The sequence below is a fragment of the Glutamicibacter sp. NPDC087661 genome (genome assembly GCF_044743275.1).
Lineage (GTDB): Bacteria > Actinomycetota > Actinomycetes > Actinomycetales > Micrococcaceae > Glutamicibacter.
The window spans coordinates 838,761-856,441 of sequence record NZ_JBIUWE010000001.1; the positions used below are offsets into that span (position 1 = coordinate 838,761).

The 17,681-nt window shown below is 61.5% G+C and carries 18 protein-coding genes and 1 tRNA gene; 15 read left to right on the plus strand and 4 right to left on the minus strand.

Annotation, left to right across the window (positions count from 1 at the left end; genetic code table 11):
• Positions 1-23 precede the first annotated feature (23 nt).
• The 3 genes from ACIOTN_RS03965 to ndk are packed head-to-tail and all read left to right on the plus strand — an operon-like array spanning position 24 to position 2,210.
• The gene (locus ACIOTN_RS03965; protein ID WP_388022955.1) at positions 24-1,319 is read left to right on the plus strand and encodes a bifunctional folylpolyglutamate synthase/dihydrofolate synthase; all 1,296 of its coding nucleotides are present in this window, start codon (positions 24-26) and stop codon (positions 1,317-1,319) included.
• On the plus strand, positions 1,319-1,753 hold the full coding sequence (locus ACIOTN_RS03970; RefSeq protein ID WP_105658487.1) for a DUF4233 domain-containing protein: 435 nt from the start codon (positions 1,319-1,321) through the stop codon (positions 1,751-1,753). Before ACIOTN_RS03965 ends, ACIOTN_RS03970 begins: the two co-directional genes overlap by 1 nt.
• A gap of 40 nt (positions 1,754-1,793) precedes the next feature.
• Positions 1,794-2,210, plus strand: a complete 417-nt coding sequence (gene ndk, locus ACIOTN_RS03975; protein WP_105658488.1) for a nucleoside-diphosphate kinase — start codon at positions 1,794-1,796, stop codon at positions 2,208-2,210.
• 63 nt (positions 2,211-2,273) lie between these two features.
• On the opposite strand, the gene ACIOTN_RS03980 is transcribed toward ndk, so the two are convergent.
• Both ACIOTN_RS03980 and ACIOTN_RS03985 read right to left on the minus strand, forming a co-directional pair.
• A complete protein-coding gene (locus ACIOTN_RS03980; RefSeq protein ID WP_105661425.1) occupies positions 2,274-2,480 on the minus strand; it encodes a hypothetical protein in 207 nt (68 codons plus the stop codon).
• A 352-nt stretch (positions 2,481-2,832) separates the two neighbouring features.
• Positions 2,833-4,122, minus strand: coding sequence for an AI-2E family transporter (locus ACIOTN_RS03985; RefSeq protein WP_105658490.1), 1,290 nt, complete (start codon positions 4,120-4,122; stop codon positions 2,833-2,835).
• 189 nt (positions 4,123-4,311) lie between these two features.
• On the opposite strand from ACIOTN_RS03985, the gene ACIOTN_RS03990 reads away from it, so the two are divergent.
• Positions 4,312-4,584 carry a hypothetical protein gene (locus tag ACIOTN_RS03990; protein WP_286134567.1) on the plus strand — a complete coding sequence of 91 codons (273 nt, stop codon included), beginning with the start codon at positions 4,312-4,314 and terminating at the stop codon, positions 4,582-4,584.
• A 75-nt stretch (positions 4,585-4,659) separates the two neighbouring features.
• On the opposite strand, the gene ACIOTN_RS03995 is transcribed toward ACIOTN_RS03990, so the two are convergent.
• The gene (locus tag ACIOTN_RS03995) at positions 4,660-5,247 is read right to left on the minus strand and encodes a GNAT family N-acetyltransferase (protein WP_105658492.1); all 588 of its coding nucleotides are present in this window, start codon (positions 5,245-5,247) and stop codon (positions 4,660-4,662) included.
• 260 nt (positions 5,248-5,507) lie between these two features.
• Complete coding sequence (locus ACIOTN_RS04000; RefSeq protein ID WP_105661424.1) at positions 5,508-6,131, minus strand: vitamin K epoxide reductase family protein; 624 nt, start codon at positions 6,129-6,131, stop codon at positions 5,508-5,510.
• Between the two features lie 606 nt (positions 6,132-6,737).
• Between ACIOTN_RS04000 and ACIOTN_RS04005 the strand changes: the two genes are divergently transcribed.
• From ACIOTN_RS04005 to ACIOTN_RS04055, 11 genes are all read left to right on the plus strand, one after another.
• Complete coding sequence (locus ACIOTN_RS04005) at positions 6,738-9,581, plus strand: Rne/Rng family ribonuclease (RefSeq protein WP_105661423.1); 2,844 nt, start codon at positions 6,738-6,740, stop codon at positions 9,579-9,581.
• Positions 9,582-9,809: 228 nt separating this feature from the next.
• Entirely contained in the window at positions 9,810-10,118 is a 309-nt protein-coding gene (gene rplU / locus ACIOTN_RS04010; protein WP_013349163.1) for a 50S ribosomal protein L21, read from the plus strand.
• A gap of 48 nt (positions 10,119-10,166) precedes the next feature.
• The gene (rpmA, locus tag ACIOTN_RS04015; RefSeq protein ID WP_013349162.1) at positions 10,167-10,421 is read left to right on the plus strand and encodes a 50S ribosomal protein L27; all 255 of its coding nucleotides are present in this window, start codon (positions 10,167-10,169) and stop codon (positions 10,419-10,421) included.
• Between the two features lie 124 nt (positions 10,422-10,545).
• Positions 10,546-12,135, plus strand: coding sequence for a GTPase ObgE (gene obgE / locus ACIOTN_RS04020; RefSeq protein WP_402734799.1), 1,590 nt, complete (start codon positions 10,546-10,548; stop codon positions 12,133-12,135).
• A gap of 3 nt (positions 12,136-12,138) precedes the next feature.
• Positions 12,139-13,296, plus strand: a complete 1,158-nt coding sequence (gene proB / locus ACIOTN_RS04025) for a glutamate 5-kinase (protein ID WP_105658496.1) — start codon at positions 12,139-12,141, stop codon at positions 13,294-13,296.
• 16 nt (positions 13,297-13,312) lie between these two features.
• Positions 13,313-14,599: a glutamate-5-semialdehyde dehydrogenase gene (locus ACIOTN_RS04030; RefSeq protein WP_402734982.1), complete on the plus strand. Its 1,287-nt coding sequence runs from the start codon at positions 13,313-13,315 to the stop codon at positions 14,597-14,599.
• 118 nt (positions 14,600-14,717) lie between these two features.
• A complete protein-coding gene (locus ACIOTN_RS04035; protein WP_105658498.1) occupies positions 14,718-14,930 on the plus strand; it encodes a hypothetical protein in 213 nt (70 codons plus the stop codon).
• 2 nt (positions 14,931-14,932) lie between these two features.
• Positions 14,933-15,538 (plus strand): nicotinate-nucleotide adenylyltransferase, encoded by a 606-nt coding sequence (gene nadD, locus ACIOTN_RS04040; RefSeq protein WP_105658499.1) that lies wholly within the window; start codon positions 14,933-14,935, stop codon positions 15,536-15,538.
• An 82-nt stretch (positions 15,539-15,620) separates the two neighbouring features.
• The gene (locus tag ACIOTN_RS04045; protein ID WP_146112903.1) at positions 15,621-17,003 is read left to right on the plus strand and encodes a hypothetical protein; all 1,383 of its coding nucleotides are present in this window, start codon (positions 15,621-15,623) and stop codon (positions 17,001-17,003) included.
• Positions 17,004-17,060: 57 nt separating this feature from the next.
• Positions 17,061-17,441, plus strand: a complete 381-nt coding sequence (rsfS, locus tag ACIOTN_RS04050; RefSeq protein ID WP_105658500.1) for a ribosome silencing factor — start codon at positions 17,061-17,063, stop codon at positions 17,439-17,441.
• Between the two features lie 72 nt (positions 17,442-17,513).
• Positions 17,514-17,586, plus strand: a tRNA-Ala gene (locus ACIOTN_RS04055).
• Positions 17,587-17,681: the final 95 nt, after the last annotated feature.

Below are 17,681 nucleotides of genomic sequence, written 5' to 3' on the forward strand. Positions count from 1 at the left end.
TCTCCCGTGCGCCGGAAAACAAGATGGAACCGCGCATGGATCCGATGTTCCGCGCGATGGAGATCCTCGGCGAGCCGAACAAGGCTTGCCCGGTCATCCACATCACCGGCACCAACGGCAAGACCTCGACCGCACGCATGATCGAGTCGCTCTTGATGGCGCACGACTTGCGCACCGGCCGCTACTCCTCGCCGCACCTGATCTCGGTCACCGAGCGCATCGCCATTGACGGTGCCCCGGTAGACGACGGGACCTTCGTGCGCGTGTGGGATGAAATCAGCCCGTTCCTTCAGATCGTGGACACCGAGCTCGTCGAGCGCGGCGAAAACAAGCTGACCTACTTCGAAGCTGTCACCATCCTGGCCTTCGCGGTTTTCGCCGAGGTTCCGGTGGATGTCGTGGTGCTCGAAGTCGGCCTGGGCGGCATCACCGACGCCACCAACGTGGCAGATGCCGACGTTTCGGTGATCACCCCGATCTCCTTGGACCACACCGATCTGCTGGGGGATACCCCGGGCGAGATTGCCGAAGAAAAGGTCGGCATCCTCAAGCCCGGCGGCTACCTGGTCTCTTCGGTGCAACCGGTGGATGCCGCCGACGTGCTGCTGGCTCGCGCCCGCGAGCTTGAGGTGCCGGCAGCTTTCGACAGCCTGGACTTCAAGCTCCTGGAACGCCAGCATGGCGTGGGTGGGCAGCTGCTGTCCATCCAGGGCCAAGCGGCGCGCTACGACGAGATCTTCCTGCCATTGTTCGGTGCCCACCAGGCGCAGAACGCCACCGTGGCCTTGGCTGCGGTGGAGGCCTTCCTGGGCGGCGGCCAGCGCGAGCTGAATGCCGATCTGGTCCGCGACGGCTTCGCGGCCGCCACCAGCCCGGGCCGCCTGGAACTGGTCCGCGCGGCACCGAGCATCCTGGTGGATGCCGGCCACAACCCGGATGGCATACGCGTCACCGCAGAGGCGATCAAGGAATCCTTCGGCTTCACCCGCCTGGTGCTGATGGTTGGCATCTTGCAGGAGAAGGACGCCGAAGCAATGCTTTACACCATGCGCGAGCAGTACGGTGACATGGTTGAGGACATTTGCATCACCCAGTCGTCCTCGCCGCGGGCCATCCCGGCCGGCGAACTGTCCACCATGGCGATCGACGCTGGCTGGCCGGAAGAGGACATCCACGTCACCGAGGACCTGGAAGATGCCATCGAATGGTCGGTGGGCCGCGCCGAGGCAGGCAACGACTTGTCCGGCGGCGTGCTGGTGACCGGTTCGATTACACTGGTGGGCGAGATTTCACTGTTGCTCAAGGGAGGCGAATCCTGATGGCTAAACTCACCCGTGCCCAGCGCGAGTGGCGTCCTGGGATGAAGAAGAAGCAGCGCTCCACGAAAATGATGTTCGCATCAACAGTGCTGGTCTGCGAGGCGCTGCTGGCGGTGTTCGTCACCCTCGCGGCCTTCGGGCTCAAGCGTGGCGGAGAACCGGTGGTCGTGCTCAGCCTCGGCGCTGCCGTGGCGCTGCTGTGCATCTTCAACTGCGCCCTGCTGGGCAAGAAGATCGGCTACATCATCGGCTGGATCCTGCAGGTAGTGTTCTTCCTGTGCGGCTTCATCCTGCCGGACATGTTCTACCTCGCAGCGGCCTTCGCCCTGTGCTGGTGGTATGCGCTGAACAAGGGCGGCGAAATCGACGCAGTGAACAAGCGCCGCGCCGCCGCCCAAGAAGCCTGGGAAAAAGCGAACCCCGAGCAAGCCTGAGAACCTAAGAAGTACATCAACGATACGAAGAGGTAGTCACATGACTGAACGTACCCTGATCCTGGTCAAGCCAGATGGCGTCAAGCGCGGTCTGACCGGACAGATCCTTGGCCGCATTGAAGCCAAGGGCTACACCATTGCCAAGCTGCAGCAGCTGGAAGCTACTCGCGAGCTGCTCGCCGAGCACTATGCAGAGCACGAAGGCAAGCCATTCTACGAGCCGCTGGTTGAGTTCATGCTCTCCGGTCCGGTGGTGGCGATCGTGGCTGAAGGCCAGGGCGTTATCCCCGGCTTCCGTTCGCTGGCTGGCACCACCGACCCGACCACCGCGGCTCCAGGCACCATCCGTGGCGACTTCGGCCGCGACTGGGGCCTGAAGGTCCAGCAGAACCTGGTCCACGGTTCGGACTCCGTCGAGTCCGCCGAGCGCGAGATCGGCATCTGGTTCGGCAAGTAGATCGAAACGCGAAAATCCCGGCAGTTGGAAACTGCCGGGATTTTTCATGCCTGGAAGCGGGTCCTAGAACCAGTCATCCAAACTGTCCTGGGCGAGCATAGCTCCTTGCGGGCTAGCTGCCTGCTGCACCGAACTTCCGAGCGCCTGTGCGGTCGAGTCCAGCGGCAGCTGCTCTGCAGCGCCGATCCTGACCACCTGGTGGTGGTCGGTGATAGGGCCGACTATGTGCGAAAGATACTTATCTGCTCCGTCATTGCTGAATTCCAGCACGTGGATACCTCCCAGTCTTCAGTGCGCGTTAGCACATTGATTGCGGGCGAAGCGTGGCGCGGGTTTTCCCTGTTGGGGAAAACGAAGACATGCAGCAAAACTTCTCAAGGCGATTGCGCATCCCGCGTCGCTCCACTTCCATCACTTCAGTCACATTAAACACACAAACCACATCCACGGCAACGCGGGATCGGGTCCACCGGTCTTGTCCCCAGCGCGAAAACCCCGGGAAGCCGGGGCTGGATGAGGGCATGAACTCTTTGAGAATTAATTGGAAATAATTCGATCAAGAGCATTTAAGTGGCAAAAGGAAGGGCGCCCCTGACGTGCAGGAGCGCCCCAGCCGCAACAGCTACTCGGAATCCTTGAGGGATTCCTGGTGCTGTTCCTTCGCTTCGAGTTTGTCGAAAGCCGCTTGCTCTTCGCTGATCTCGACTTCAGACTTGATGTCCTCGCTGGCTTCAGCCACCGCATCGGATTTGTCGCGCCCGGTCCATACCTTGATCACCGCCCATGAAGCGGCCACCAGTGGCACCGCCAGGACGGCGCCAACGATGCCTGCCAGGACGGTGCCTGCGGTCAGTGCCATCAGCACGACCAGTGCATGCAGGCTCAGGGCGTTGGCCATGACGACCGGCTGCAGGAAGTTGCCCTCCAGCTGGTTCACCAGGATCACCGCAGCCAGCACGATCAGCGCCACCACAGGTCCGTTGGTAACCAATGCAATCAGCGTGGCCAGGATGCCGGCAACGGTGGCACCTACCATCGGCACGAAGGAACCGAGGAAGACAATGACGCCTAGCGGGATGGCCAATGGAACCTGCACGATCAGCAGCGTCGCGGTGATGCCCAAAGCATCCACCGCGGCCACGGTGGCAGTACCGCGGATGTAGCCGCCGAAGGTGCGCAGCGCGCGGTCGCCGGAAAGAATCCACTTGTTGCGGTAGTGGCGTGGAGTCCACGACACGGCAAAGGCCCAGATCTTGTCGCCGTCCTTCAGGAAGAAGAACAGGATCACCAGCAGCAGGACCAGGCCGGTCACGAAGCTGCCTGCTGCGCTCAGCGTGTTCAAAGCGCCGGTGCCGAACTGGGAACTGGTCAAGAAGCCGGTTACCGTTTCGACAACATTATCGATCTGGCTCTGGTCGACGCTGAAAGGCATCGTGCCGATGAAGCCCTGAACCATGTCATTGAGCTGGTTGAAGCCCTCAACAGCTTGGTCAACGAGCTTTGGCCATTCCTTGATGACCGAGAAGACCAGGCCGGTGCCAATGCCTCCGAGGACCAATAGGGATCCGAGAAAAACGATCCATGCTGCCAGCATCGGGGAAACAAACTTGCGCAGCTTGACCACCAGGGGCCACAACGCACAGGAAATGATGACGGCCAGCAACGTCGGGATCACGATCATGGTCAAGCGGAGCATGCCGATGATGAGGAATGTTGCCAGCGCGCCAACTACCAGCAGCTGGGCGCTTCGAATGCCTAGGCGTCCTAGCAAGTCGGTCCACAGGCTGGTGACCGTGAAATCTGGTTTGGCGTCCCTGGCCGGAACACGGTGGTGCTCGGCAGGTGTCGGCTTGTCGTCCTGAGGTTGCTTTTTCAACAACGCGGCGGGCCTGACCTTACGGAAAAAAGCCATAGTCGCTCCTTGTAGCTGGTTCTGATAGCTCTAACAATAGGCTAACGACTTGACAAGGTCCCAAGGCAACACCGAAATGCTGATTTTTTGGCGTTCACACTGGCCACTAACCCGTTTTCGTGCCCGAATGCATCGATTCGTGCACCCACGGGCTGATTTCCCCGGCATTCCTGCGGCGTCGTCTCTGCAATGATGCTGGGCTTGAACTACCGGGGGCTCAATGCCGACGGGCATCGAAACCCGGTGGTCTTCTTTGAAACCAGTGGAAATAGCAGTGACGGAAGCCTCGGGCAGAAGTCCCGCGGCAAGTTGATTCGCCAAAATGTTCTTGCGCTCAAGGAATTGCTGCTCGGAATGGCATCGGGCGAAGTCCAGCAAGAAGATCCAGAACGCTGGGAAGAAATCCCTCACCAGCCTGTAACGGGCTATCAGACCGATTATGCGGGTCTGGTCCAGAAGTGAACTGACGCAGCAGAGCTGGGGCCGCGCAGTGCGCGGCCCCAGCTCTGTTGAGGTCTCGTTCTCTGCCTGTGCGGATTACCTGGCGTTGAAGTACTCCTTGGCCAGCAGGCCCATGATGATCTTGTCGTGGAACGACCCATCGTGGAATCCAGCCTGGCGCACTCGGCCCTCTTCGCGGAATCCTGCGCGGTTGAAGGTGCGCAGTGCGCGCTCGTTGTACGCCCAGGCGTTCAAGCCGATGCGGTTCAAGCCCATCTCGCGGAAGCCGTAGTCGATGATCATCTTGGTGGCCAAGGTGCCATAGCCTTGGCCCACATTTGAACCACCGATCATGATCATCAATTCGGCCGAACGGGCCGGCGCGTTGTAGTCGTACAAAGCGGTGTGCCCGATCAGCGTGTCATCGGGAAGCGTGATGGAAAGTCCCACGCCGTCGGTAGTGCCACGGTTGACGCTGCGCGATTTGAAGAGTTCTGCGGCTTCGGTGATCGGGTGGGGAAGTACCAGGTTGCCCTGCAGGGCCATGAATTCTGGGCTATTCCACCATTGGGTGAGGAACGCAAGATCTTCCTCTTGTAGTTCACGGAGCCGAAGGTGTTCGGAAATCAGCAGGTTGATTCCGTAGTCCTGGGCATTTTCTGTGTTCCATATGTCACTTGCCATGCTTCTAATCTACCGGGTCTAGCTGGGCAGTATCCGGAAGATCGTTGACGGCGAACCCTTCCCGGCCTTGCCGATGGCCGTTTTGACGCGGATCGAAGGCCGAAGCGGGATGTCTTGGCGCCGGTGGCGCGCCGGGGTGCAACAAGCAGCGGCACAAGGCCGGCCGACCTGGTTGGCGGCGGGGTGGGGGAGCGCCAGGAACAGCACTGCGGGGCCGCTACCGAAGTAGCGGCCCCGCAGGTGGGCATGGAAGCCGGGCTCTAGCCGAAGAAGGCGAGCGGGAAACGCAGGACGACCGATGCGGCAACGAGCGCCCAGATGACGGCGGTAATGATCCAGCTCCACTCGGCGAAGAACTTCTTCACGCCGACTCCAGCAGAAATCACGCCGGTAAGCACATTGCGTGCGGTCGTGAACACGAACAAGGGAATCGTCATGGCCCACACGACCATGCAGTAAGGGCACAGGGCGTTGATTTCATATAGGGCCTGGGACCAGAACCAGATCACCAAGCCCATAGCGGCGGTGATGCCCAGCTGGAAGCACAGCCAGAACCAGCGCTTCAGGTTTGTTGCGCCGGCCAGCAGGGCGAAGCCGATGGCGATAACAACAGCGAAGCAAACGATCCCGAAGAAGGGATTGGGGAATCCGAAAATTCCTGCCTGCTCGGATTTCATCACGGTGCCACAGGAGATCCAGGGATTGACGTCGCAACTGGTGATGTAGTCGGGGTTCTTGTACAACTCCAAGCGTTCCAGGACCAGGATTCCGGCGGCGAGCCAAGAGATCAATCCCGTAACGATGATGAACAGCCCGAAGCCGCGTTCCTTAGCCCACCAGGGCAACACGCCCGAGCCGTGGCTATTTTCTTGTGATGAAACCATGTTTTGACTATTCCATAAGTTCATAGGAAAGCGGGTTATTCCGCCAAGGCCTTTTTCATACTAGGAAGCATTTCTGTGCATCTGGTGAGAAGCAATGAACAAGGCGTGAACGAAATATGAGAGAATGGGAATGGTTGTTCGCGGATCCACAGTCTGCTTTCAACCCGACGACAGACTTTTGAAACAACAGATCGACAGGCGATGCATCGCTTCGGTTGAGTGCCCAATATGTGCGCCTCCCGGGGGAATACCGCGGATCGTAGGGCTGCAAAGGAAAGCAGCCGGTTTTCTTAGGCCACGTTGATCCGCAGGATTTGCGCCTGGTTCAGAAATTTGGACCAGCGTCGAACCCGCGGAAAATAGCGAGCTTTTGTGTCCGGACTACTGGAAGATAAGTAGGCCAAGCGACACGTGATGATTGTAGTTTCAGCAACGGCGCCGTCTGTGGAGGATGCCCGAGCGGGACATAGTAGGAGTACGCGAATTTAAATGAGCGCAGCAAATCAACGAAAGGGCGGAACGCAAGGTAATAAGCGGGGCAACCGTTCAACACGAGCCCGCCGTACCAGTGTTTCAACCACACCCGCGCGACCATTGCGTCGCGCCATGACCTTGGCCGAACTCAATGCCGCTGCCGGCGTCGAGGAAAGCCCATACCGCTGGCGGGCCACCCGCCGCACCCAGATCTCCACCCCTGATTCCACCAAGCGGGCCAGCCGCCAGGCCGAACGCCGGGCGCAGGCAGTGCGCAATACCGCGAATGACGAGGCCGTAGAGGTCGCCGCGGCCAAGCAGGAAGACGTCCAGGACAAGCAGGAAGACGTCCAGGAGCAGAGCGCTGAAATCGCTGCCCCGGCCGAGCAGGAAGTTGCACCGGTTGAGGAAGCGAACGACGTTGACCAGACCGGCATGCTGCTGGCCGAACACGGCAGCACCATGATCTTGAATCCTTTCGCCGTGCCGGAAACAGCTCAGGCTGTTCTGGCCCAGGCTGTTGCGAAGAAGCAGGAACCTGCTCGCCGCGCAGCTGCCGCAGATCCCGAGGCAGACGCCGATGCCGACGACGTGACTTCGCGCCGCCGCCGCCGCCGTCGCCGCGGGGAAGTGGATCTGGAACTTGAGGGCGGCTCGCAGGATGATCCGCCGAACACCGTTACCCGTGTGCGCGCCCCGCGTGGCAGTATCGAAAGCCACAGCTCGGTCAACGACAAGGTCGCTTCGGTGCGCGGTTCCACCCGATTGGAAGCCAAGCGCCAGCGCCGCCGCGAATCACGCGAAACCGGTCGCCGCCGCCAGGTGATCACCGAGGCCGAGTTCCTGGCCCGCCGCGAATCCGTCGAGCGCAAGATGATCGTGCGCCAGCGCGAGGACCGCATCCAGATCGGCGTACTGGAAGATGGAGTGCTTGCAGAGCACTTCGTCTCCAAGACCCAGCAGGATTCGCTGATCGGCAACGTGTACGTCGGCAAGGTGCAGAATGTGCTGCCATCCATGGAAGCTGCTTTCGTGGATATCGGCCGCGGCCGCAACGCCGTGCTGTACGCAGGCGAAGTGAACTGGGACGTAGCCGCTCTCGAAGGCGCGCCGCGCCGCATTGAGAACGCCTTGAAGGCTGGCGACTCGGTCCTGGTGCAGGTCACCAAGGACCCGGTAGGCCACAAGGGCGCCCGGCTGACCAGCCAGATCTCCCTGCCTGGACGCTACCTGGTCTACGTGCCAGGTGGTTCGATGACCGGCATCTCGCGCAAGCTCCCTGATGTCGAACGCCAGCGCCTGAAGAAGATCCTGAAGGACCACCTGCCGGAAAACGCGGGCGTCATCGTGCGCACCGCCGCCGAAGGCGCTTCCGAGGAAGAACTGACCAACGATATCAACCGGCTGCGTGCGCAGTGGGAAGGCATCGAAGAGCAGGCCAACTCCACCAAGACCCTGGCTCCGGAACTGCTGTACTCGGAACCCGATCTGACCATCAAGGTGGTCCGCGACGTCTTCAACGAGGACTTCACCAAGCTGATCGTCTCCGGTGACCACGCCTGGGACACCATCGAGGCCTACGTCATGTACGTGGCACCGGATCTGATGGGCCGCCTGGAGAAGTGGGAAGCCGAAGAGGACATCTTCGCCAACTTCCGTGTGGACGAGCAGATCGCCAAGGCGCTGGACCGCAAGGTCTTCCTGCCTTCGGGTGGTTCGCTGGTCATCGACCGCACCGAAGCGATGACCGTCATCGACGTGAACACCGGTAAATTCACCGGTTCGGGCGGCAACCTCGAAGAGACCGTGACCAAGAACAACCTGGAAGCGGCCGAAGAAGTGGTCCGCCAGCTGCGCCTGCGTGACATCGGCGGCATCATCGTCATCGACTTCATCGACATGGTCCTGGAATCCAACCGCGATCTGGTGCTGCGCCGCCTGGTGGAGTGCCTGGGCCGCGACCGGACCAAGCACCAGGTTGCTGAAGTGACCTCGCTGGGTCTGGTCCAGATGACGCGCAAGCGCATGGGCACCGGCCTGCTCGAAGTCTTCGGTGAAGAGTGCGAGCACTGTGCAGGTGCTGGCTTCATCACCCACGAAGAGCCAGTTGAATCGCGCAAGACCTTCAACTCGCAGGGCGAAGCGCACAGCAAGAAGTTCAACGACAAGCCAAGCCGCAACTCCCGCCGCCGTCGTGGCGGCGAGAAGGACGAGCAGAAGCCAGTTGAGAAGCAGGAGCCGGCAGCAGGGGAGAAGGACGAAGCCACGCGCAACGCCCTGGCCAGCATTGCCGCCGCTTCGCACCTGGATGCCGCTGCTGAAAACGCAGTGAGCATCGAGGGCGAACAGATTCCTGTGGCCAAGTCCGCGGCGTCTGCGCAGGGCACCGAGGCCTCGGTTACCCTGGAAGCGCTGGAAGCAGCGTTGCCGGGCCAGGATGAGTCCAGCGACGAGCAGGACGGCAGCCGCAAGCCGCGCCGCCGTTCACGCTCCCGTGGACGCGGACGCAACCAGTCCGAGGAAAACGCTTCGGGCAACGAGGAAGCTCAGGCCAACCAGGAACAGCAGGCTGCTCCTGAACCTGTTGCCGCCTCGACGTCCGAGGACCAGCCGCGCAAGCGTTCACGCCGTGCTTCGCGTCCGCAGGAAGCGGCACAGCAGGACCAGCCGGTGCTCACCGGCCTGGCCATGCCTGCTGCCAGCGCGCCTGCTGAGTCCAGCAGCCCCGCGGCTTCCGTCCCAGTTGCCGCCACCGCGGCAGCCCCACAGAATTCCACGAAGCCAAAGCGTCGCAGTCGTCGGGCCACCTCGGTCCAGGGCGATGCGACTGCAGAGGTTCTCGTGGCAGAGGTATCCGCCGCTACCGGTTCGGTAGTTCAGATGGATGCCTCCGGTTCGCAGAAAGATAAGCCAGCTGAGCCTGCCGGGCAACCGGTAATGCTCGGTGTGGGTGTTCCAGTACGCGAACTGAAATAGATGAACTTGATCACGCTTCCCTCGCTGGGGCAGTTTGTATTTGCTCCAGCGGTGTGGACTAGCGTAATCTAGTTGATCGGTGCTAAACGCCAAGATCACGGACTTTTGGTCCGCTCGGCGTCAAGGCACAAGCGCATGAGATCCCCGGGATCGCATCCACTTTGTGGGTGTTCGGGTCGATATCTGCGCCGGTAAGACAATAAACGTCGAGTAGAAGTGAGTACCCACGTGGTGTACGCAATTGTCCGCGCAGGCGGCCACCAGGAGAAGGTTTCCGTTGGAGACCTCATCACCGTTGACCGTCTTCAGGCTGCCCCAGGCAGCTCCATCGAGCTTCCAGCTTTGCTGTTGGTAGATGGCGAGAAGGTAACTTCCGCAGCTGCCGATCTGGCTAAGGTCACGGTCACCGCTGAGGTTGTAGAAAACCTTCGCGGCGAGAAGATCGTAATCCAGAAGTACAAGAACAAGACCGGTTACAAGAAGCGCCAGGGCTTCCGTGCCGCTCTGACCAAGGTCAAGGTCACCTCGATCGCCTAATTCAGGCAATCGTAGAATCCATTTTTGTAGCGAAAGAGGCTAAAAGGCATGGCACATAAGAAAGGTGCGAGTTCCACTCGCAACGGTCGCGATTCCAACGCACAGTACCTAGGCGTAAAGCGCTATGGTGGACAGGAAGTCAAGGCAGGCGAAATCATCGTTCGCCAGCGTGGCACCCACTTCCACCCAGGCGCCGGCGTAGGCCGTGGCAAGGATGACACCCTGTTCGCATTGGCTGCTGGCGCAGTCGAGTTCGGCACCCGTCGTGGTCGCCGCGTGGTGAACATTGTGGCTGCTGCCTAATTCAGGCAACAGGCAAATTTTTTAGTACACAAGGGGTGGGCCGATTTCGGTCCGCCCCTTGCGTGCATAGTTAGACTTTTAAGCGAGTAACCCTCGCAACCCCGTACTAGGAGAAGATGGCCCCGTGGCTGCATTCGTTGATCGCGTAACCCTTCATGTCACCGCAGGTAATGGTGGCCACGGTTGTGTGTCCATCAAGCGTGAGAAATTCAAGCCGCTTGGCGGTCCCGACGGCGGCAACGGCGGCAAGGGCGGAGACATCATCCTGCGCGTCGACCCCCAGGTCACCACGCTGCTGGACTTCCACCACCTGCCGCACCGCAAGGCCGGCAACGGCGAGCCGGGCAAGGGCGGTCTGCACCCGGGCAAGAGCGGCGAGGACCTGGTCCTGGGCGTACCTGCCGGCACCGTCATCAAGACCAAGGACGGCGACATCCTCGGCGACCTGGTCAAGCCGGGCGATGAATACATCGCCGCAATAGGCGGCATGGGCGGCCTGGGCAATGCGTCCATCGCCTCGGACAAGCGCAAGGCCCCGGGCTTCGCGTTGCTGGGCATTCCCGGAACCGGCCAGGATATTGTCCTGGAACTGAAGTCCATGGCGGATATCGCGCTGGTGGGCTACCCATCGGCCGGCAAATCCTCGCTGATCGCCGCCGTGTCCGCGGCACGCCCGAAGATCGCCGACTACCCGTTCACCACCCTGGTGCCTAACCTGGGTGTCGTCGAAGCAGGCGAAACCCGCTTCACTGTCGCCGACGTGCCTGGCCTGATCCCTGGAGCCTCCGAAGGCAAGGGGCTGGGCCACGAGTTCCTGCGCCACGTTGAGCGCTGTGCCGCCATCGTGCACGTGCTGGACTGCGCCTCGCTGGAAGCGGACCGCGACCCAATCAGCGACCTGGACATCATCGAAGCAGAGCTGGCCAACTACGAAGCCGACTCCACCTTCGCCGGTACCGACGGCACCATCGTGCCGCTGATCGAGCGCCCGAAGCTGATCGCACTTAATAAGGTTGACATGCCAGACGGTGCCGACATGGCTGAATTCGTGCGCCCTGAGTTGGAAAAACGCGGTTACCGCGTCTTCGAGATCTCCGCGCTCTCGCGTAACGGATTGCGTGATCTGTCCTTCGCTATGGCTGAATTGGTAGAGCAGGCACGCGCTGAACAGGTTGTTGAAGCCCCAGTAGTCGAGGTGCCTGTGATTCGTCCACGTACCACCAAGCGTGCCGAGTTCACCATCCGCCGCGAGGAGCAGAACTTTGAGCCAATGTGGCGAGTTATCGGTGAAAAGCCGGAACGCTGGATTATGCAGACCGATTTCCGCAACGATGAAGCTGTCGGCTACCTGGCTGACCGCCTGGCCAAGCTGGGTGTCGAAAACCAGCTGTTCAAGGCCGGCGCCAAGCCAGGGGACGCGGTAATCATCGGCGCCGAGGACAACGCAGTGGTCTTCGATTGGGAGCCAACTATGGCAGCCGGCGCCGAACTGCTCGGCGGCAGCCGACGCGGCGAGGACATCCGCCTCGAGGATCGCGGCGATCGCAAGACCCGCGAGGAAAAGCGTGCCGAGCACGAAGAGCGCCGGGCGGCCAAGGCATCGGCTCGCGCCGAGCTGGAAGCCGAACGCAAGGCCGGCGTCTGGACCGAATCGGTTGACTCCAAGTACGGACGAAAGACTGCGGAACCAAAGGCAATCCAGGAGGAAAATTAAAGTATGAGTGAAAGTGCCACCAAAACAATTTCAGCCATTACCTCGCCCCACCAACTGCCTCAAGCCAAGCGCTTAGTGGTCAAAGTTGGATCCAGCTCGCTGACCACGGTCAGCGGCGGGATATCCCACGAGCGGTTGAAGTTCCTGGTGGACACTCTCGCTGAAACTGTCAACAACGGTACCGAGGTCATTCTTGTATCCTCAGGTGCCATTGCCGCCGGTCTGGCCCCGCTCGGGTTGGCCAAGCGTCCCAAGGACCTTGCCACCCAGCAGGCCGCGGCGGCCGTTGGCCAGGGTCTGCTGCTGGCGCAGTACACCCAGCTTTTCGATGAGTACGACCAGCGCGTAGGCCAGGTGCTGCTCACCGCCGACGACCTGATGCGCCGCTCTTCCTACACCAACGCGCTGCGCTCCCTGGTTCGCTTGCTGAACCTGGGCGTGCTGCCCATCGTGAACGAAAATGACGCGGTCGCCACCCGCGAAATCCGCTTCGGCGACAACGACCGCCTCGCCTCGCTGGTGGCCCACCTGGTCAAGGCCGACGCGCTGCTGCTCTTCTCCGACGTGGACTCGGTCTACGACGCGCACCCTGATGACGGCGGCAGCCGCATCACTACCATCGAGCACCCCGACGAACTCGAAGCGGTGGACCTGGGCACCCCGGGGGCAGCCGGAGTCGGCACCGGCGGCATGATCACCAAGGTCGATGCCGCGACCCTGAGCTCCTCGGCGGGCATTCCTACCCTGGTGACCAGCACCGACAATGCCGCCAAGGCGCTGCGCGGACAGGATGTAGGCACCTGGTTCGCCGCCCGCAACTCCCGCCGTTCGGCCCGCGACGTCTGGCTGGCCTATCTGGCTTCCATCGAAGGCAAGCTGATCCTGGATGCCGGCGCAGTCAAGGCCATCGAAAAGGGAACCAACTCGCTGCTGGCAGCCGGCATTACCGCCGTCCGCGGGGAATTCGAGGCTGGCGACGCCGTAGAGATCTGCGACGCGGAAGGAACCCCATTTGCTCGCGGGCTGGTGAACTTCAGCTCCCATGAACTGCCCGAGATGCTCGGACACAACACCACGGATCTGGTTGAAGAGCTGGGCGAAGGTTACGACAGATCAGTAGTGCATGTTGACGACCTAGCTTTGATCGAACCCATTTTCTAGAATGAGGAGCATGAGTATGGATGCCGTAAACACCGAAGAAACGACCACCGACGTCACCACCTCCGTCCACCAGCTGGCCGACCGTGCACGCCGCGCCGCACGGATCCTCAAGCGCGCCAACCGCGACTGGAAGGACCGCGCCCTCGCGGCCATGGCTTCGCGCATCGACCAGAACCGTGCGATGATCCTGCGCGCCAACGAAAAGGATCTGGCTGCCGGCCGCGCCAATGGCACCTCCGAGGCCCTGCTGGACCGGTTGAAGCTCGATGGCAAGCGCATCGACGGCTTGATTTCTGCGCTGCATGAACTCGCTGGCCTGCCCGACCCGGTCGGTCACGTGGTGCGCGGGGAAACCCTGCCCAACGGCCTGCGCATGCGCCAGGTCAACGTCCCGCTGGGCGTCATCGGCACCATCTACGAAGCGCGTCCGAACGTCACCGTGGACATCGCCGGCCTGGCGCTCAAGAGCGGCAACTCGGTGCTGCTGCGTGGCGGTTCGGCGGCGCTGAACTCCAACCAGGCGCTGGTCGCGGTGATCCGCGACGCGCTGGAGTCCGTCTCCCTGCCCCGCGACATCGTGATCTCGGTCGACGAATTCGGCCGCGCCGGTGCCGACGCCATGATGGGCGCGCGCGGAAAGATCGACGTGCTCATCCCGCGTGGCGGCCGCGAGCTGATCCAGCGCGTGGTCACCACCGCCAAGGTCCCGGTAATCGAAACCGGCGAAGGCAATGTGCACATCTTCCTCGACGCGAGCGCCGACGAGGAAATGGCCGTCGATATCCTGCTCAACGCGAAAACCCACCGCCCCAGCGTCTGCAACACCGTGGAGACCCTGCTGGTCCACAAGGATGCCGCTGTGGCCCCGGCAGTGCTGCAGGCCCTAGCCGCAGCCGGCGTGAGATTGCACACGGACGACCGAGCCGCCGCGCTGGTTCCGCAGCTGCCGACCATCCCGGCGGGGGAGGATGACTGGCGCAACGAGTACCTGGACCTGGATATCGCGGTGAAGGTCGTCGATGGCATGGACCAGGCCCTGGAGCACATCCGCGCCTACTCCACCGGCCATACCGAGGCGATCATCACCTCCACGCTGGCTGCTTCCGAGCAGTTCGTGGCGGAGATCGACTCGGCTGCGGTGATTGTCAACGCCTCGACCCGGTTCACCGACGGCGGGCAGCTGGGCCTGGGCGCAGAAGTAGGCATCTCGACCCAGAAGATGCACGCTCGCGGCCCGATGGGCCTGGCCGAACTGACCACGACCAAGTGGATCGTCCAGGGCGACGGGCACATTCGCAAATAGTTTCTGACCGCCCTTTTCGGTACGATGTAGAAGAAACGTACCGTTACTTTTCGAGCTACTGATCCAGCCGCCCAGGTTGCTGGCTTAGCGAACTCGTGAAAACGACTGGAGAATTATCTTGAACGCGCTGATTTTGGCTTCGGAAGCCGCTTCCACCGGCATGGATCCTCACACTTTCGCTGTGATCGTCGGTGGGGGCATCTTCGCAGCACTGATGGTCCTGCTGCTGATTACCGTTTCCTACACCAACGTAGGCAACCGCCACGAGGCAAAGCCTGAACCAGAGGACACCCACCGCCAGTTCAAGACTCACGTACCACATAGCCACTAGTCTTGGCAGAGCAAAAGCCTCAAGACCGCCCATTGCGCCTCGGCGTGATGGGCGGTACTTTTGACCCCATCCACAATGGCCACTTGGTCGCTGCCAGCGAGGTAGCCGCCGAGTACGGCCTGGATGAGGTCGTTTTCGTGCCCACCGGCCAGCCTTGGCAGAAGGCCGATCGCCAGGTCACCAGCGCTGAGCACCGCTACCTGATGACCGTGATCGCCACCGCGTCGAACCCGCGCTTCACCGTAAGCCGGGTCGACGTCGACCGCGAAGGCGCCACCTACACGCGTGACACCTTGCTCGATCTGCGCGCCTTGCGCCCGGATGCGGAGCTCTTCTTCATTACCGGTGCCGACGCGATGAGCCAGATCATGAGCTGGCGCGACATCGACCAGGTCTTCGACCTCGCCCACTTCGTTGGCGTGAGCCGCCCTGGCTATGTCATCGCGGATGTGGGTCGCGACAATGTCTCGCAATTGGAAATTCCGGCACTGGCAATTTCCTCTACCGATTGCCGGGAGCGTGTCGCCGCCGACAAGCCGGTTTGGTATCTTGTGCCGGACGGTGTGGTGCAGTACATTGCAAAATATGGGCTGTATACCGAGTCGTAACCTCACATAAGGTGGGGTAGCACGGCATAATCTCTAGGTAAGGGTGACGGTATTTGTCTATGCGGTCGGGAGAAGTATCAGGATGAGCGATAACTCGCAGCCGGTTTCAAGCAGGCGAGCTCTGCGCGAAAAACGACGTGCTGAGATGGAAGCTTTGCTGGCCAACAGCAAGGCCGAGCAGGCAGCCAAGGAGCACGCGTCGAAAAGCGCGGAAAAGGCCGAGGATTCGGCGAAGCCAGCGAAATCTGACGCGACCCCAAAGGCCAAGCCGGCACCCAAGGCAGAGCCAGCAAAACCAGCTCCAGCCAAGCCGCAGCCGGCCAAGCCTGCACCCAAGCCAGAGCCGGCAAAACCAGCTCCAGCCAAGCCGCAGCCGGCCAAGCCAGCCGCCAAGACCGCAGGTGCCAAGCCAGAAGCGGCCAAGCCGGCTGGAGCCCCAGCCAAGGCTCCCAGCGCAAAGCCTGCAGCTGAGCCAGCTAGCGCACCACAGTCCGAAGAGTCCCTGGGTGAACGGGCGTCGTTGCGCCGTGCCCGTGACCGCGAGGCCTTGCGCGAGCGTCGTCGACTGGAAGAAGAGGTCGGCGCGCTGACCACTAATATTCCAACGGTCGCCCCCGCGGAGGAACCTAAGCCGCTGACCCGCCGTCAACTGCGCCTCCAGGCGCTGGCAGACCAGGGCAAGGCCGAGCCGAAGGCCCCGGCCGCCAAGAAGCCTGCGCCCAAGGAAGACGACCCGGAGACTACGGTCATGAGCGTCGAGCAGGCGCTAGCCGCCCGCCGTGCCCACGCGCCGAAGACCCCGGTCGATCCAAACCTGCTGGGGGAGGACGATTCCGAGATCGATCTCGAAGTGCTCGCCCACCAGCGTGAAATGGCAGCCCGCGCGGCCATCATTTCCCGCCGTGCCGCGGAACGTGAACGCCTGCGCATCCAGAATGCCAACCAGGGCAAGGACGACAAGGCCTCCGATCCTTTCACCGGCGCCATGGGCAACATTCGCGAGGTCGAGGACCGCATCGCCAAAACCGGCGTGCAAGGGCCCAAGACCCAGAGTGTTTCGCTGGACTTCAACGCCGGCGGCAAGCTCAGCTCCAAGAAGGACGAAGCGGCACCAGCAGCCAAGAAGCCTATGGCCAAGCCGGCGCCCAAACCCGCAGCGAAGGCCCCCGCCAAGCCTGCGGCCAAGGCACCGGCCAAGCCTGCAGCCAAGCCAGTTGCAAAACCAGCCGCTAAGCCTGCGCCAAAGGCGCCGGCGGATCAGAAGGCTGAAACCCATACGGCCCAACCGGCCCCGGACGTTGACATGCCACGCATCGATGCGGTCAATGCACAGGGATTGCAGCCACTTGACGTGCAGGCGCACGGCCTCCGCCGCGCCAATAACATGCTGATCGCGATGATCGTCGCCCTCAGCGTGGGCGGTGCAGCATTGATTGCTGGCTTGATCATGTTGCTTGGCAACTAGTTTTCGTAGGACAATTAGGTTCTCGATCTACACCTCTATAAGGAGACACTCCACTCTATGGGAGCACACGCCGAATCAATTGCCCTCGTGAAAGTTGCCGCGCACGCGGCTTCCGAGAAGATGGCAGAAAACATGGTCGCGCTGGACGTTGCCGACCGCTTGGGCGTCACCGACGCTTTCTTGATTGTCTCTGGTGGATCAGAACCTCAGGTGAACGCAATCGTCGATGAAATCGTCGCTGAGGTGCTCGACGAGTACAGCATGCGTCCGATTCGCCGTGAAGGCTTCGGCCAGGGACGCTGGGTCCTGCTGGACTACGGCGACGTAGTCGTCCACGTTCAGCACCAGGAAGACCGCATCTTCTACGCGCTCGAACGCCTGTGGGCCGACTGCCCAGTCATCGAGCTGCCTGAGGAACTTTCTGAAAACCAGAAGTAACCCTCAATTTGCATCCTGATCAGGTAGTCATCTATGATTATGGAGTTGCCTGATCAGGGCAGCAATCCTTTTGGGGGTATGGCGCAGTTGGTAGCGCGTCTGCATGGCATGCAGAAGGTCAGGGGTTCGAATCCCCTTACCTCCACAAATTAAAATCCTGAAATTTCGGTTTGTCCGAGATTTCAGGATTTTTTGTTTTCCACAAACCGTGTTGCCCACCGCCGGTGCCCGCGATGCCCA

Coding starts and splice junctions, on each gene's coding strand:
- ACIOTN_RS03985 (WP_105658490.1), bottom strand. CDS start 4,122: ATGGCTTTTTTCCGTAAGGTCAGGCCCGCCGCGTTGTTGAAAAAGCAA.
- ACIOTN_RS03965 (WP_388022955.1), top strand. CDS start 24: ATGGAACCGCGCATGGATCCGATGTTCCGCGCGATGGAGATCCTCGGC.
- ACIOTN_RS04030 (WP_402734982.1), top strand. CDS start 13,313: ATGGATGCCGTAAACACCGAAGAAACGACCACCGACGTCACCACCTCC.
- ACIOTN_RS03995 (WP_105658492.1), bottom strand. CDS start 5,247: ATGGCAAGTGACATATGGAACACAGAAAATGCCCAGGACTACGGAATC.
- rsfS (WP_105658500.1), top strand. CDS start 17,061: ATGGGAGCACACGCCGAATCAATTGCCCTCGTGAAAGTTGCCGCGCAC.
- ACIOTN_RS03970 (WP_105658487.1), top strand. CDS start 1,319: ATGGCTAAACTCACCCGTGCCCAGCGCGAGTGGCGTCCTGGGATGAAG.
- ACIOTN_RS04005 (WP_105661423.1), top strand. CDS start 6,738: ATGACCTTGGCCGAACTCAATGCCGCTGCCGGCGTCGAGGAAAGCCCA.
- ndk (WP_105658488.1), top strand. CDS start 1,794: ATGACTGAACGTACCCTGATCCTGGTCAAGCCAGATGGCGTCAAGCGC.
- ACIOTN_RS03990 (WP_286134567.1), top strand. CDS start 4,312: ATGATGCTGGGCTTGAACTACCGGGGGCTCAATGCCGACGGGCATCGA.
- proB (WP_105658496.1), top strand. CDS start 12,139: ATGAGTGAAAGTGCCACCAAAACAATTTCAGCCATTACCTCGCCCCAC.
- ACIOTN_RS04045 (WP_146112903.1), top strand. CDS start 15,621: ATGAGCGATAACTCGCAGCCGGTTTCAAGCAGGCGAGCTCTGCGCGAA.
- ACIOTN_RS04000 (WP_105661424.1), bottom strand. CDS start 6,131: ATGGTTTCATCACAAGAAAATAGCCACGGCTCGGGCGTGTTGCCCTGG.
- rpmA (WP_013349162.1), top strand. CDS start 10,167: ATGGCACATAAGAAAGGTGCGAGTTCCACTCGCAACGGTCGCGATTCC.